This is a genomic window from Christensenella sp. MSJ-20, assembly GCF_044357945.1.
Lineage (GTDB): Bacteria > Bacillota > Clostridia > Christensenellales > QAND01 > QAND01.
This window is the reverse complement of the sequence record NZ_CP076563.1, coordinates 1,634,510-1,649,803: the sequence shown is the minus strand read 5'-3', so window position 1 is coordinate 1,649,803 and position 15,294 is coordinate 1,634,510. Positions and strand designations below refer to the sequence as shown.

10 protein-coding genes are annotated in these 15,294 nt (G+C 58.0%); 4 read left to right on the top strand and 6 right to left on the bottom strand.

Features of this window, described 5'->3' with window-relative positions; genetic code table 11:
• Window positions 1-153 precede the first annotated feature (153 nt).
• Window positions 154-1,512 carry a CapA family protein gene (locus KP626_RS08375; RefSeq protein ID WP_395976658.1) on the bottom strand — a complete coding sequence of 453 codons (1,359 nt, stop codon included), beginning with the start codon at window positions 1,510-1,512 and terminating at the stop codon, window positions 154-156.
• Between the two features lie 322 nt (window positions 1,513-1,834).
• On the opposite strand from KP626_RS08375, the gene adhE reads away from it, so the two are divergent.
• Window positions 1,835-4,462, top strand: a complete 2,628-nt coding sequence (gene adhE, locus KP626_RS08370; RefSeq protein ID WP_395976656.1) for a bifunctional acetaldehyde-CoA/alcohol dehydrogenase — start codon at window positions 1,835-1,837, stop codon at window positions 4,460-4,462.
• A gap of 120 nt (window positions 4,463-4,582) precedes the next feature.
• Here the strand turns inward: adhE and spoVT are convergent, their stop codons facing one another.
• Entirely contained in the window at window positions 4,583-5,140 is a 558-nt protein-coding gene (gene spoVT / locus KP626_RS08365) for a stage V sporulation protein T (RefSeq protein ID WP_395976654.1), read from the bottom strand.
• A gap of 199 nt (window positions 5,141-5,339) precedes the next feature.
• Here spoVT and KP626_RS08360 point away from each other — a divergent pair, with 199 nt between their 5' ends.
• The 3 genes from KP626_RS08360 to KP626_RS08350 all read left to right on the top strand — a co-directional run bounded on the left by KP626_RS08360 (window position 5,340) and on the right by KP626_RS08350 (window position 7,992).
• Window positions 5,340-5,558: a cation transporter gene (locus KP626_RS08360; protein WP_395976652.1), complete on the top strand. Its 219-nt coding sequence runs from the start codon at window positions 5,340-5,342 to the stop codon at window positions 5,556-5,558.
• A gap of 59 nt (window positions 5,559-5,617) precedes the next feature.
• Window positions 5,618-7,474, top strand: a complete 1,857-nt coding sequence (locus KP626_RS08355; protein WP_395976650.1) for a heavy metal translocating P-type ATPase — start codon at window positions 5,618-5,620, stop codon at window positions 7,472-7,474.
• 110 nt (window positions 7,475-7,584) lie between these two features.
• Window positions 7,585-7,992, top strand: a complete 408-nt coding sequence (locus KP626_RS08350) for an ArsR/SmtB family transcription factor (RefSeq protein ID WP_395976648.1) — start codon at window positions 7,585-7,587, stop codon at window positions 7,990-7,992.
• A 119-nt stretch (window positions 7,993-8,111) separates the two neighbouring features.
• Here the strand turns inward: KP626_RS08350 and KP626_RS08345 are convergent, their stop codons facing one another.
• From KP626_RS08345 to glmU, 4 genes are all read right to left on the bottom strand, one after another.
• Window positions 8,112-9,527, bottom strand: coding sequence for a peptidylprolyl isomerase (locus tag KP626_RS08345; RefSeq protein ID WP_395976646.1), 1,416 nt, complete (start codon window positions 9,525-9,527; stop codon window positions 8,112-8,114).
• A 116-nt stretch (window positions 9,528-9,643) separates the two neighbouring features.
• On the bottom strand, window positions 9,644-13,063 hold the full coding sequence (mfd, locus tag KP626_RS08340) for a transcription-repair coupling factor (RefSeq protein WP_395976644.1): 3,420 nt from the start codon (window positions 13,061-13,063) through the stop codon (window positions 9,644-9,646).
• Window positions 13,053-13,661, bottom strand: a complete 609-nt coding sequence (pth, locus tag KP626_RS08335; protein WP_395976642.1) for an aminoacyl-tRNA hydrolase — start codon at window positions 13,659-13,661, stop codon at window positions 13,053-13,055. Before pth ends, mfd begins: the two co-directional genes overlap by 11 nt.
• Before the next feature lies 1 nt (window position 13,662).
• A complete protein-coding gene (glmU, locus tag KP626_RS08330; RefSeq protein ID WP_395976640.1) occupies window positions 13,663-15,048 on the bottom strand; it encodes a bifunctional UDP-N-acetylglucosamine diphosphorylase/glucosamine-1-phosphate N-acetyltransferase GlmU in 1,386 nt (461 codons plus the stop codon).
• Window positions 15,049-15,294: the final 246 nt, after the last annotated feature.

Below are 15,294 nucleotides of genomic sequence, written 5' to 3'. Positions count from 1 at the left end.
TGTAAAAAACAGTAAAAGGACACCAAATGGTGTCCTTTTTCCGTCTGCAAGGCCGTCCCCGCCGATACGGGGCACCGGCACGCTTACGCTGCGCAGCCGGCCATACCCGGCCCTTCTATCCTTACTATATAAGGAAGAGCCTCTCCCCCCCGCTCACTGCTCCGGGGAGGGGCTCTCCCCCCTCAGGGCCCGGTTGGTATCATCCAGCTCCTGCTGCTGGGCCTGGAAAAAGGCCTCCCATTCCGCCAGTCCATCCCCCACGATGGCCATGGTGCGGTCGTAGGATTTTTCCGCGTCCCGTACTCCGTTGGAGCTGTTCCCAAGGCCCAGTTCCCCGCTCCAGTCCTCCGTTCCCTTATCCAGGGGAACGATCTGGTACACCTTTCGCCCATCCTGGGTGTAAAGATGCACCCAGGTAGGCAGGATCTCCCCGCCGGTGACCCGGACAGATCCGTCGGAATACTTGGTAAAGGTAAAGGTTACAAACATCCCATCCTCGGTATGTCCCGTCTTGATGTCGTCCATCTGGGCAATCCGCTGATTGGACACCGCGTTGCCCATGGAGTAGACGCACAGGGTGGATTTTCCCGAAACCTCCGATTCGATTACCGTCACGGGCTGCACCACATGGGGATGGCACCCCACGATGACGTCGATGCCCAAATCGCTGAGCTTCTGAGCCATGGCCTCCTGGGTTTTGTTCTGCTGGATGTGATACTCATCCCCCCAGTGGATGTAGGCCACCAGGGCCTCCGCTCCCTCCGCCTTCATGTTGGCGATATCTTCGGCCATATCGTCATAGAACTCGTCCAGCCGGTCGTAGGCGAACATGTTGATCAGCTGGCTGCTGTCGGTGGTGCAGGGGATGGCGTTGATGGATTTCCTTCCATCCGCCAGATAGGCTCCATGGGTATAGCTCACCATGCCCACCTTGATGCCGTTGATGCTCTGCACCCGGTAGTTCTTATCGGTGGCCTGGGTCCGGGTGCCGGTATAGGGCAGTCCCTTTTCGGTCAGCACCTGGGTGGTCCGCACCATGCCGTTCTCCCCCGAATCGTTGGCATGGTTGTTGGCGGTGGTCACCAAATCAAAGCCGGCGGTGAGGATGCTGTCCACCAGGCTGTCGGGCGTCCGGAAGGTGGGATACCCCTGGTACTTGCTCCCCGGCAGGGTCAGTTCCAAATTGATGGTGGCAAAATCCACGGCGTTCACATAGGGTGCCAGCACCGAAAAGATGTTGTCAAAGCGGTAGCTCCCGTCCGACTGCTTGGTCGCCGTCAGGATGGGACTATGGATTAGAATATCCCCGGTGTTGCCCAGGGTAGCAGTGGCAACGGGGCGGATGGTCAAATCCGGGGTAGGGGTAGGTGTCACATCCCCGCCCACCGGCTGGGAGCCCGGCTCTTGTCCCCCCCTCAAATGCAGGCCGATGGCCACCCCGGCCAGCACCAGGATCATCACCGCAATGACAACCGCAAACCGGCGGCGGTTCCGCCGGGCAGAATGATTCATATGCATACCTCCATGGGAGTTGGTCTCTTTAAAATTGTACCGACAAACCATTTGGAACACAAGGAGTTTTCTTCTCTTTCCATCATTCGTCCAAAATTTTCAAGGAAAATACAGAAAATGGTGATAGGGAAATAAGGATATGCAGGAAATGAAAGGATTGATAATTTTTTAACAATCCTGTTGACTTTTCAAAATGGCCTTGCTACAATGAGCACAAACCGGAGATTGATAATTATTTAACAAACTATCCCAATGCCACCAAAGGACGGCGGACCCTGCGTCCGCGAGTCCATAAAATTTTATGAGAAGGATGGACGCTATCATGGAAAAAAACGTAAAATCCAAAGCCGTTGCACCCAAACTGGTGGAAACCGCTGAGGACCTCGCCGCCAAGATCGCTGAGGTACGGGAAGCCCAAAGAATTTTCGCCAATTATACCCAGGAGCAGGTGGACAAAATCTTCTTTGCCGCCGCCATGGCCGCCAATAAGGCCCGGATTCCCCTGGCCAAGATGGCCGTAGCCGAGACCGGCATGGGCATCGTAGAGGATAAGGTCATCAAAAACCACTACGCCTCCGAATACATCTATAACGCCTACCGGGATACCAAAACCTGCGGCGTCATCGAGGAGGACGCCTCCTACGCCTTTAAGAAGGTAGCCGAGCCCGTGGGCCTGGTGGCCGCGGTCATTCCCACCACCAACCCCACCTCCACCGCCATCTTCAAGACTCTGATCTCCCTGAAGACCCGGAACGGCATCATCATCAGCCCCCATCCCCGGGCCAAAGGTTGCACCATCGAGGCCAGCCGGATCGTCCTGGAGGCCGCCGTGGCTGCCGGCGCACCCGCTGGCATCATCGGATGGATCGACGTGCCCTCCCTGGAGCTCACCAACATGCTGATGCAGGAGGCGGACATCATCCTAGCCACCGGTGGTCCCGGCATGGTGAAAGCCGCTTATAGCTCCGGCAAGCCCGCCATCGGCGTAGGCCCCGGCAACGTGCCCGCCATCATCGATGACAGCGCCGATATCACCATGGCCGTCAACTCCATCATCCATAGCAAAACCTTTGATAACGGCATGATCTGCGCCAGCGAGCAGTCCGTGATCATTCTGGAATCCGTCTACAACAAGGTTCGCAAAGAGTTTGCCGACCGGGGATGCCATATCCTCAAGGCCGCCGAACTGGATAAGGTCCGTGCCATCATCCTCAACGATGCCGGCGCCGTCAACGCCAAGATCGTAGGCCAGAGCGCCCACACCATCGCGGCGCTTGCCGGGGTGGAGGTTCCCGAGGACGCCAAGATCCTCATCGGCGAGGTCACCAGCGTGGATGTAGCCGAGCCCTTCGCCCATGAGAAATTGTCCCCCGTGCTGGCCATGTACAAGGCCAAGGACTTCGACGACGCTGTGGCCAAGGCCGAGCAGCTAGTTGCGGACGGCGGGTACGGCCACTCCTCCTCCATCTATATCGATGTGGTGACTGGCCAGGAGAAGCTGGAGAAGTTCGAGCACGCCATGAAGACCTGCCGGATCCTCATCAATACCCCCAGCAGCCAGGGCGGCATTGGCGACCTGTACAACTTCAAACTCAAGCCCTCCCTGACCCTGGGCTGCGGTTCCTGGGGCGGCAACTCGGTATCCGAGAACGTGGGCGTCAAACATCTGATCAACATCAAAACCGTGGCCGAGAGGAGAGAGAATATGCTTTGGTTCAGAGCCCCCAGTAAGGTTTATTTCAAACGCGGATGCTTGCCGGTGGCCCTCAATGAGCTGAAGAACGTGATGGGCAAAAAGCGCGCCTTCATCGTAACCGACTCCTTCCTGTTCCAGAACGGCTATACCAAGCCCATCACCGACCGGCTGGATGCCATGGGCATCGTGCACACCACCTTCTTCGATGTAGCGCCCGATCCCACCCTGGGCTGCGCCAAGGCCGGTGCTGCCGCCATGCAGGACTTCCAGCCCGACTGCATCATCGCCATCGGCGGCGGCTCCGCCATGGACGCCGGTAAGATCATGTGGACCATGTATGAGCACCCCGGCGTAGACTTCATGGACCTTGCCATGCGGTTTATGGACATCCGGAAGCGGGTCTACACCTTCCCCAAGATGGGTGAAAAGGCCGCCTTTATCGCCATCCCCACCACCGCTGGTACCGGCTCCGAGGTAACCCCCTTCGCCATCATCACCGACGAGGCTTCCGGCGTGAAGTACCCCATCGCCGACTACGAGCTGCTGCCCACCATGGCCATCGTGGACGCCGACATGATGATGAATATGCCCAAGAGCCTGACGGCCGCCTCCGGCATCGACGTTCTGACCCACGCCCTTGAGGCCTATGCCGCCATGCTGGCCACCGATTATACCGACGGCCTGGCCTTAAAGGCCATGAAGCTGGTCATGAACTACCTGCCCCGGGCCTATGAGAACGGCGCCGAGGATCCCGAAGCCCGTGAGAAGATGGCCGACGCCGCCACCATGGCCGGCATGGCCTTCGCCAACGCCTTCCTGGGCGTATGCCACTCCATGGCTCACAAGCTGGGCGCCTTCCATCACCTGCCCCACGGCATCGCCAACGCCATGCTTTTGACCGAGGTGCTGCGGTACAACGCCGATCCCAAGCCCCGTAAGATGGGCACCTTCCCCCAGTACGAGTATCCCCACACCCTGGAGCGCTACGCCGAGTGCGCTGACTTCATGGGCATCAAGGGAAAGAACAACGAGGAGAAGCTGGAGAACCTCATCGCCGCCATCGAGGATCTGAAGTCCAAGATCGGCATCCGCAAATGCATCCGCGACTACGGCGTCAAGGAGGAGGATTTCCTCGCCACGCTGGACGAGATGGTGGAGCAGGCCTTCGACGACCAGTGCACCGGCGCCAACCCCCGGTATCCCCTTATGAGCGAGCTCAAGGAGATGTACCTGCGGGCCTACTACGGAAAATAAACCCCAATATCCCGGTGTCCCTACACGGAAAAAGGAAGCCCCCCACCATGGGGCTTCCTTTGTTTATACACGCGTGGCCGCCCACCATTAAAAAAACAGCCCCTTTAAGGGGCTGTTTTTTTAATGCTCCATCTGCTTTCCTAGGAAGATGGCGGCGGTACTGGCCACCTTGGCCTCCACCTCCCCAAACTCCTTGTTGCCGTTCCGGTTGAGGATGACCACCGCGCCGATGGCCTCCCCCTGGGATAGGATCGGACAGATGATCTGGGCCTGATAGGCGCCGCCGTCGCTCTCCATCTCCAGGATGGCCACGGGTTTGTTGCCCGATTCCCGGCCGGTAATATACACCGTCCGCTGGGCCATCATGTTCTCCACATCCCGGGAGATGCTCCTGTCCATATACTCCTTTTTGCCGCTTCCCGCCGCGGCGATGACCATATCGCTGTCGCAGATCAACGCCGTTTGGTCCAGCGTCTTATAGATGGATTCCGCGTACTCCTGCGCGAATTCCCCCATCTCCCCGATGGGAGAATATTTTCTCAAAATGACCCCGCCTTCTCGGTCGGTAAAGATCTCCAAGGGGTCCCCTTCCCGGATCCGCATGGTGCGGCGGATTTCCTTGGGGATTACCACCCTGCCCAGATCGTCGATCCGTCTAACAATGCCGGTTGCTTTCATTCCCTTTCCTCCCTAAATGCTACTTGCCCTGTTAGTATTTGAAAGGGTTGGAATTTTATGCGCCCACGGCATCCAGTCAAAATGGATGCGCAAAACGTCTGAAAAGGGTTGACTTTTTCGCTCCATCACATATAATAAACATACAAACAATTAAACAATCATTTAATTATTTAATCCATTGTTAGGGGGAGCCATTACCATGAAGAAAACCTACCGTCTCAAGGATCTGGACTGCGCCAACTGCGCCGCCAAGATGGAAAATCGTATCGGCAAAATCAACGGCGTTACCTCCGCCAGCATCAGTTTTATGACCCAGAAGCTAACGCTGGAAGCCCAGGACGACCGGTTTGACGATATTCTCTCCGAGGTCAAGAAGGCGGTCAAAAAGGTGGATTCTGCCGTAGAGCTGGTGGGATAATCCTTTCCGCGCCGAGGTTGCGTCCGCCGGCCTTTTCCAGGCAATAAGGAGTCGTTACGATGAGCAAGCGTCAAAAAATCACCCTATTCCGCATTCTGGCCTCGGTGGCCGTCTGCGTCTTCCCCATGGTGTTGCCCCTGGGGGATCCCCTCCGGCTGGCCGTCTTTTTGGCCGCCTATCTGCTGGTGGGCGGCGATGTCCTTTGGGAGGCGCTGACGGGTATCCTTCACGGCCAGATCTTCGATGAGAACTTTCTCATGGCTCTGGCAACGGTGGGCGCTTTCCTATTGGGGGATTATCTGGAAGCCATGGCGGTGATGGTGTTCTACCAGGTAGGAGAGCTGTTCCAATCCTACGCCGTGGGCAAATCCCGCAAATCCATCGCCCAGCTCATGGACATCCGCCCGGACTACGCCGTGCTTCTGCGGGAGGGTCAGGAGCTTCGGGTGGATCCCGAAGAGGTCCAGGTAGGGGATTCCATCATCGTCCGGCCGGGAGAGCGCATCCCACTGGACGGCGTCATCCTCGCCGGCCATAGCTCCATGGACACCTCGGCCCTGACGGGGGAATCCCTTCCCCGGGACGCGGTTCCCGGCCAGGAGGTCATCAGCGGATGCATCAACCTCACCGGTATCCTCACCATAGAGGTCACCAAGGAGTTTGGGGAATCCACCGTGGCCAAGATTTTGGACCTGGTGGAAAACGCCAGCAGCAAGAAAGCCAACGTGGAGAACTTCATCACCAAGTTTGCCCGGTACTATACCCCCACCGTGGTCATCGCCGCCGTTCTGCTTGCCCTGTCCCTGCCCCTTTTGATCCCCGGCATGGCCCTGGGAGAAAGCGTGCGGCGGGCCCTGTCCTTCCTGGTGGTCTCCTGTCCCTGCGCCCTTGTGATCTCCATCCCTCTCAGCTTCTTCGGCGGCATCGGCGGCGCCTCCAAATGCGGCGTCCTCATCAAGGGCAGCAACTACATGGAGGCCCTTGCCCGAGCGGAAGCGGTGGTCTTCGATAAAACCGGGACCCTTACCAAAGGCGCCTTTGCCGTCACCGGCGTCTATCCCGCTCCCGGCATAGAACAAAAAACCCTTTTAGAGCTGGCGGCCCATGGGGAGAATTACAGCAACCATCCCATTTCCCGCTCCATCCTGGCGGCATACGGCAAAGCCGTGGATCAGGACCGCATCGGCAGCGTGGAGGAGGTCCCCGGCAAGGGGCTCATCGCCACGGTGGACGGCCATCGCCTATACGCCGGCAACGACAAGCTCATGGAACTGGCGGGAGTGGCCTACTCCTCCCCCGATGCCGTTGGCACAGTGGTCCATCTGGCCCATGAAGGCCGGTATCTAGGCTGCATCGCCATCGCTGATCAGATCAAGGAGGACGCCAAATACGCCGTCTCCGCCCTGCGGGCAGCCGGCGTCCGGAAAACCGTAATGCTGACGGGGGACGCCGACGCCATCGGCCGCAAGGTGGCTGGAGACCTGGGGCTGGACGAGGTCTATACCCAACTGCTCCCCGCCGATAAGGTGGAGCGCATGGAATCCATCCTCAGCTCCGCCTCTGAGAAGGGCACGGTGGTCTTTGTGGGAGATGGCATCAACGATGCCCCGGTGCTGGCCCGGGCCGATGTGGGCATCGCCATGGGCGGCCTGGGCTCCGACGCTGCCATCGAGGCTGCGGATGTGGTCATTATGACCGACGAGCCCAGCCAGGTAGCCACCGCCATCAAGATCTCCAAAAAGACCCTTGCCATCGCCTGGCAGAACATTGTCTTCGCCCTGGGGGTCAAGGTCGTGGTGCTGATCCTGTCGGCCATTGGAATGGCCTCCATGTGGGCGGCGGTCTTCGCGGACGTGGGGGTATCGGTCATCGCCATCCTCAACGCCATCCGGGCGCTTTCCGTAAAAAACCTTTAACTCCTCGCAAAAACCAGCGGGCTTCCCCCAGGGGAAGCCCGTTTGACGTTATGGGACCCAAGGCCTATAATAATAGAAAAACGCGGCCGTTGCCGGGAAAGGGGAATGATATGTCAGAAAAGGAACCAGCCCATATGGAGCCCCTTCCCCACGATCATGGCCAGCACACCCATGAGGTTCTGGAGCAGATGCCCACTCCGGATAGCTTTGCCAAGGTGTCCGATACCTTTTCCCTTCTTTCGGACAGCACGCGGCTCCGCATTCTATGGCTTCTATGCCACAGCGAGGAATGCGTCTACAACATCGCCGCCGCCATCGGCATGAGCGCCCCGGCGGTCTCCCACCATCTGCGGGCCCTGCGGCAGTCCGGTTTGATCGTCAACCGCCGGATCGGCAAGGAGATCCATTACACCCTAGCGGGCACCCCCGAGGCGGAGCTGGTGCACCGGATGGTGGACGATATCTTCCAAATCCAATGCCCCCGGCGCCATTGGCACCAGGAAAAGGCGCAATCCTAAAAATCTCCATCCATGGGCTTTTCGAGGCCAAACCGGGCCTAATACGGACAAATACGGCCTTCTTTGGACGGCTGTGGATAAAAAAAGCGGGGCAAACTGCCCCGCTTTTTTTCATATCTTTATTTTACAAATTTGATCCGGTCGGGATACACCTTCACGCCTAGCTCATCGGCGTACTTCTGGATCCCCTCATCCACAGCCGTCTGCTGGGCATCCTCATCTGCCAGGGGCTGTACGATGCTCTTCACCAAATCGTAGGGCAGATCCGCCTCATCGGTGCCATACAGCAGTTTCACGATATGAACGCCAAAGTCAGACACCACGGGATCGCTGATCTGACCCGCCTCGGTAAGCTGTTGAGCAGCGTCCACAAAGGTCTCATCAAAGCCATATCCAGTGGGGGAAATCAGGTATCCGGTAATGGAGCTGGCTCCCTGCTTCATCCCGGGATCCTCCCCGTATTCCGCTAAAAGGGTGTCAAAGTCCTCCCCCGCCTTTAACCTGGCCACCAAGTCCTGGGCTTTGGCCACGTTGCCGGCAGCCAGCTCATCCCGCCGGGCAAAATACTGGTTCTGCAGGGTCTCGATCCTGGCACTCTGCGTGGAGATGATGGCGTCTTTGTCGTCGATGATCTTCTGCTGGGCGGCCGCTTCCTCGGTATCCCCAGCGTCCTCCGCCGTTAGCTTGGCGGCCTCCGCTTCGCTCTTAGCGGTCTCAGCATCGCTCTTGGCGCTCTTCTCATCATCGATGGTCTCCTGAAGGGCCTCCAGCTCATCCTGCTGTTCCTCGGTAAAGGTGAACAGAATATGCTTCACCAGCTGGTATCCGCTGGCCTTGTGAAGGGTATAAGCGCCGATGAGGTCGCTGTCCCCGGTCACCACGCTCTCATAATAGGTTTCGCCGGTAATAGCGGCCTCCTTCTGGCTTTGAAGGTCCGTTTCGTACCGTGCCTTCACCTGCTCATCGCTAGCGGTCACGTCCTTGGCCAGGGCATTCCCCAGCTTCTCCAGCTTGGTCAGTTTATACTCCTCCTCCCGGTACTCCTGAAGGGTCATCCCGGTGTTTTCCAGGAAAAAGGCGTCCACCTGGGCGTCAATGTCCTCTCCTTCAGCCTGGGCGTTTTCCTCGGCCGCCTCGGGGTCCTCGTCCTCCGTCAGCATGTACGCTTTGACAAACTCCACATACTGATCCATCGAGGCATCGACCTCCGCGATCTCCTCCTCGGTGAGGGGCATATCCCGATCCACGATGACAGTAGCAACTTCCACTTTCATCAGATAATCCAGATAGCCCACAAGCATAGTGTCCAGTTGTTCGCGGATGGATTCCTTCAACTCCTCATCCATTGGGTCAATATCATATCCTCCGGAAGCAAGGATAGTAGCATAATTATCATAGACCTGCTGTTTTGTATAGGTCACATCCCCTACCTGTAGCACAATCTGAGCCATGTCCTTTTCTCGGTTGACCTGGCAGCCTGCCAGCATCAGCACCAGCATCCCAAGGGCCAATAGAAGCGCAAGGGTCTTTTTCATTCGGTACCTCCTAGACGGCGGTCTTTTCTAAGCCGCCGTAAATACAAGTTATTATATCCTGTCCATGTGACGAAATCAAATCGGCAATGTGAGCGGACGGTGTCCATGGTTTGAGGCTACGCGGGAAGGGCGGACAGAAACTCCATCGTCTTTTTCAGCATCTTTCCATCGGTGGCGTTTTTCTCCGTGAGGATCAAACCAATGGGATTGGTGTTCTTAAGAGTAGCCCCTTTCCCATACTCTTCCACCGCCTGAATTAGAGCAGCTCCGTCCACCTGGGCCGTGGATGCGAACTTCATACGGCACTCTCCCCGGCGGATGGCGGCTGTAGCAACGCCATGCTGGATGCACAGCGCTTTCAGTTCCGCCACCTCTATGAGATTCTCTACCGGACCGGGAAGGGCCCCATAGCGGTCCACCAAGGACTCCCGTACATCATTGGCGCCCGCCTGGTCCAGGATGGCGGCAATCCGCTTATATGCCGCCACCTTCTGCTCGGTGTTGCCAATGTACTCCGTTGGAATAAAGGCGGGCAGGCTGGTCTCCACCGACGCATCGGCCTCCGGCTGATCCGGTTCTCCCTTTACCTCTCGAATGGCATCGGCCAACAGCTTACAATAGGTATCGTAGCCCACCTGCGCCATATGCCCGTGCTGCTCCGGCCCCAGGAGATTGCCGGCACCCCGGATCTCCAAATCCCGCATGGCGATCTTATAGCCGCTGCCCAGCTCGGTGAATTCGCTGATGGCATAAAGCCGCTTCTGGGCCGTCTCGTTCATGACTCGCTGGCCGTTATAGGTCAAATAGCAGTACCCTGGGCGGCTGCTCCGGCCCACCCGGCCCCGCAGCTGATACAGCTGGGCCAAGCCCAGCCGGTCGGCATCCACAATAAAGATGGTGTTGGCAGTTGGAATATCCAGCCCCGACTCGATGATGGTGCTGCACACCAGCACATCCACCTCCTGGTTGTAAAAGGCCATCATCGCTTTCTCCAATGGGAGTTCCCCCATTTGGCCATGGGCCATGCCAATTCGAGCCTCGGGCACCAATTCCCGCACTGATGACACAAACCGCTCCATGGTGCCCACATTGTTGTAAAGGATGTAGGTTTGCCCATTTCGATTGATCTCTCGCAGAATTGCCTGGCGCAATAATTCTCCCTCATAGGGGGCCACATAGGTGGTGACGGGGCTTCGATCCCCGATAGGGGTATGGATCACCGACATATCCCGGATGCCGATGAGGGACATTTCCAGGGTCCGGGGGATGGGGGTAGCCGTGAGGGTAAGCACATCCACCGTCTTTTTCATGTTCTTGATGGTATCCTTGTGCGCTACCCCAAACCGATGTTCCTCGTCGATGATGAGCAAGCCCAGATCCCGGGGACGCACGTCCCGGCTCAGCAGCCTATGGGTGCCGATGAGGATATCCACCTCTCCCGACTGAAACCGCGTGAGCACATCCTCCTGCTCCTTTTTGCTCCGAAAACGGGAAAGCACATCCACCGTAATGGGGTAGCCCTCGCACCGGGCCGAGAAGGTAGCGTAGTGCTGCTGCGCCAGAATGGTGGTGGGCACCAATACCAGCACCTGTTTGGCGTCCATCACCGCCTTAAAAGCAGCACGGATGGCCACCTCGGTCTTGCCATAGCCCACATCCCCGCATAAAAGACGATCCATAATACGAGGGCTTTCCATATCCCGTTTGATCTCCTCGATGCTCTGCTGCTGGCCCTCGGTTTCATCAAAGGGGAAAGCGGACTCGAACTCCTTCTGCCACAGGGTATCCTCCGAAAAGGCGTGACCCCGGCTGGCCTGCCGCTGGGCATACATGGCTACCAAATCAAAAGCCAGTTCCCGGACCCCTTTTCGCACCTTCTGCTTGGCCCGTTCCCATTCAGCACCGCCCATACGGCTCAGCTTAGGCTTGGCTTCATCGGACCCGATGTACCGGGTGACCCGGTTGAGCTGGTCGGCCGGAATATAGAGCTTATCCCCATCCCGATACTCGATGAGCATGAAATCCTTCTGGACCCCCGCCACCGGAATGGAGGTCAGTCCACGATAGATGCCGATGCCATGGATATCATGAACGGCATAGTCCCCTTCCTTGAGGTCAAAGGCCTCGGGAGCCGCTTCCTTTCGCTTCCGCTGGGGCGCTCGGCCCTGGCGGAAGATTTCGGCCTCGGAATACAGGATAAACCGGCCATCGGTATATTCAAATCCGGCGCCAATGGGATAGGGGGTGATGACCACCTCTCCCGGTTTCAGATCCCGGTTCAGGTCCCGGATACAGGCGCAGTCCACCCCCTTATCCAAAAGGGTTTGGTACAGGGCCTCGCAGCGCTTTTCATTTCCCAGGGCGATAGCGGTGGTATAGCCGCCCTTTTTGCGGTATTTCAACTCGTCGGCTAACAGGTCCAGCCGCCCCATAAAGGGCGTGATGGACCTGCAGGCCAGGGAGAACACATGGCCTCTGGCCCGGCGCTGTACCATGGTGGTGAACTGCACCTTTACCTGGGGCGCCGAGAGAAGCTCTCCATAGGCGGCCAGCTGATGGGAAAGAGCATCATAGGCATCAGGCCCCAGATGCGTTACAGTATCCTGAAGATCCTCATCGGAAAGGGCGGCCGCCTCCTTCATCTGGGCGGGCTCATCCAGCAAAAGGATGCCGTTCTCCCCCAGATAATCCACGGCGCAGGTTCTCCCCGATACGTAAGGCACCACCTCAGCGGCATAACCGAGATTATCCCCTCGCAGTTCCTCCATCCGCTCTTGCAGCCGGGGACTTGGATTGTGTTTTTGCTCTCGCTCCATGATGAACAGGGCATCCCGCACCATCCGGGCGTCCATAGGGGTTTCCACACAAGGGGCGATGGTCACCCCGTCCTGTGGCGCAAGGCTCCGCTGAGACATAGGATCCATGGTCTTGATGGAATCCACCTCGTCCCCAAAAAAGTCCAATCGGTAGGCGCCCATGGGCGTGCACACATCCAGAATACCGCCCCGTAGGGAGAATTCCCCCAGGGCGGAAACCGCCTCCTCCCGGTGGTAGCCGCCCTGAACCAACCGACGGATGAGGTCGTCCATGGCAAGGGTGTCCCCCTTATGGACGGTGATCTGTGATTTGCAAAAGACCGATCGAGGAGAAAGGCAGGCCCGAGCGCCATCCACCCCTGCCAGCACAAGGCAGGGCTCTCCTCCCGCTAAAGCGGTAAGGGCTTGAATCCGCAGAGCCCTTTGCTCCCGGCTGTCCACCGCCCGGGTAAAACTGAAGGCCCGGGCAGGCAGAAAATAGGTCTCTCCCGGCAGCACTGGGGACATGGCCGCGTACAGCCGCTGCGCCATGTAATCATTGGGGCAGATCAAAAACATAGGCCGCTTCTGCTCCAAATAGGTGGTGATCACCAGAGGGATTTTGCTGATTTCGGGCATGCCGAAAACGGAGAGGGGTTCGCCGCCCCCCCTCCTTATGGCATCCTGTATCCCCGCGTACTCCGGACTTCTCCGGATGGGGTCTAAGATTCTATGATTCATGGGTGTTCTCAGCCTGTTCCTCCTTCTTTAAACGTCCCTTATGATTATACCGCTGTTGGGTGGTTTCCAGACCATGCTCAAGAAGGCAAATGGCCGCCTCAGCGCCTTTCTTTACCCCTTGCTGAAAGGCCTCTCCATTTTCTCCGCACGGACGGCTTAAAACGTAGTCCGCCAGATCCCACTGGGGAGGCGGGCTGCCCGCGCCGATTCGAATTCGGTAGAAAGCCTGAGTACCGATCTCCTGGATGATGCTCCGCATCCCGTTATGGGTACCGGCGCTGCCATGGTCCCGCACCCGAACGGCGCCGGGCGGAAGATCGATATCGTCATACAGCACCAGGATATCCATACTGTCTACCTTATAGTAGGCCGCCAGATCCAGGACGCACTTTCCGCTGAGGTTCATATAGGTTTGGGGCTTTACCAGCATCACACGGCTATTCCCCACCCACCCCTCGGCGGTATAGGCTTCCCGATGACGCCGAAAAGACGGAAACCTCAGCTGTTTTGCCATCTCATCCAATGCAAGAAACCCCGCGTTATGCAAGGTATGCTCGTATTGCTGCCCGGGATTCCCCAGGCCAAATACCAATTTCATCTCAATAGACCTCGCGAAGCGCGCCCTTTTTCCGCTTTTCGTCGGCCCAGTCCTCCTTGATATACTGCTGGCTGCGGCCCACAGAAAGAGCTCCCGCCGGAACCTCTCCCACCACCGTGGTACCCGCCGCTACATAGGCGCCGTCTCCCACGGTGCAGGGAGCCACCAGGTTTACATTACAGCCGATAAACACGCCGTCTCCCACGGTAGTCTGGTATTTCTTTAGGCCATCATAGTTGGCAAAGATGGTTCCGCAAGCGATGTTGCAATGGGCGCCCACATCGGCGTCCCCCACATAGGTCAAGTGGGGCAGCTTGGTTCCTTCCCCGATTCTGGCCTTCTTGATCTCCACAAAATCCCCGATGTGCACGCCATCCTCCACCACGGTAGCAGGACGAAGATAGGCAAAGGGGCCGATGGTCACATCGTTGCCCACGGTGCTGTCCATGATCACGCTGTCCCGGATATGGCACCGGTCGCCCACGGTAGAGCCGTCAATCACGGTACCGGATTCGATGACGCAGTCGGCTCCAATGGCGCTTTTCCCACGGATATGGCAGCCGGGATATAGGATGGTATCCTGGCCGATAACGGCCCCGTCCTCGATGTAGGTATGGTCGGGATCCATCATAATTACCCCACCCACAAGATACCCATGATTGATGCGCCGGCGCATGATGGCCTCGGCGGCAGCTAGCTGGGCCTTATCGTTGACGCCGGAGCACTGCTGCGCGTCCACCAATAGCCCGCCCACTCGACCGGTCGCCGCCAGCATGGCGATACAGTCGGTGAGATAGTATTCCCCCTGGGCGTTGTCACAGGAGAGCTGTCCCAGACAGCGCAGAAGACTTTCAATGCGGAAGCAGTATACCGAGGAATTCACCTCCCGAATGGCCTTTTCCTCCTGGTTGGCGTCCTTTTCCTCTACGATGCGCAGGATACTGCCGGTAGTATCCCGGATCACCCGGCCGTAGCCCGTGGGATCATCGGGTTCACTGGTCAGTACCACGGCGTCCAACCGTTCCTCCTTACACATGGCATATAGCTGCCGGAGGGTGTCGGCCATAAGAAGGGGCATATCCCCCGCCAGCACTACTGCGTATCCGGATTTCCCACTCAGGTAGGGCTCCGCCATCATCACCGCATGGCCCGTTCCTTTCTGCTCTGCCTGAACCGCAAAATCCGCCCGGTCCCCCAGATGCTCCATAATGGCTTCCCTGCCTACGCCCACCACCACTACGGGTTTATTTCCAGTAGCATCCTGGGCAGCGGCCACAACCCGGTCAATCATGGGTTTGCCGCAGACGGTGTGCAACACCTTGGGCCGGTTGGACTTCATCCGCTTACCATGTCCTGCCGCCATTACAATCGCCATCATATGTTCCATGGGTTTCCCACTCCAATACATAAGGATTCATCATAAGATTGTATGCGCTGAGCCCGCACCTTGTCAACCCAACGGACACGCGGCCGGATCCCCGCTGCAGCCGCCCAGGAGGGCGCTGACATGCCGCAAGGATAGCGGCTGGAGGATCGTTTGGTAACGAACAAAACACCCTGTACATCAAAAGCATGCCGATGGACCCGGGCACTGCCCGGTTGATTTCCTGGACGCCTCTGCCGTATAATAGAA

Excerpts from the sequence above, each read along its gene's own strand:
- KP626_RS08360 (WP_395976652.1), top strand. The coding sequence starts at position 5,340 with ATGAAGAAAACCTACCGTCTCAAGGATCTGGACTGCGCCAACTGCGCC.
- KP626_RS08345 (WP_395976646.1), bottom strand. The coding sequence starts at position 9,527 with ATGAAAAAGACCCTTGCGCTTCTATTGGCCCTTGGGATGCTGGTGCTG.
- KP626_RS08355 (WP_395976650.1), top strand. The coding sequence starts at position 5,618 with ATGAGCAAGCGTCAAAAAATCACCCTATTCCGCATTCTGGCCTCGGTG.
- adhE (WP_395976656.1), top strand. The coding sequence starts at position 1,835 with ATGGAAAAAAACGTAAAATCCAAAGCCGTTGCACCCAAACTGGTGGAA.
- glmU (WP_395976640.1), bottom strand. The coding sequence starts at position 15,048 with ATGGAACATATGATGGCGATTGTAATGGCGGCAGGACATGGTAAGCGG.
- mfd (WP_395976644.1), bottom strand. The coding sequence starts at position 13,063 with ATGAATCATAGAATCTTAGACCCCATCCGGAGAAGTCCGGAGTACGCG.
- KP626_RS08375 (WP_395976658.1), bottom strand. The coding sequence starts at position 1,512 with ATGAATCATTCTGCCCGGCGGAACCGCCGCCGGTTTGCGGTTGTCATT.
- spoVT (WP_395976654.1), bottom strand. The coding sequence starts at position 5,140 with ATGAAAGCAACCGGCATTGTTAGACGGATCGACGATCTGGGCAGGGTG.
- pth (WP_395976642.1), bottom strand. The coding sequence starts at position 13,661 with ATGAAATTGGTATTTGGCCTGGGGAATCCCGGGCAGCAATACGAGCAT.
- KP626_RS08350 (WP_395976648.1), top strand. The coding sequence starts at position 7,585 with ATGTCAGAAAAGGAACCAGCCCATATGGAGCCCCTTCCCCACGATCAT.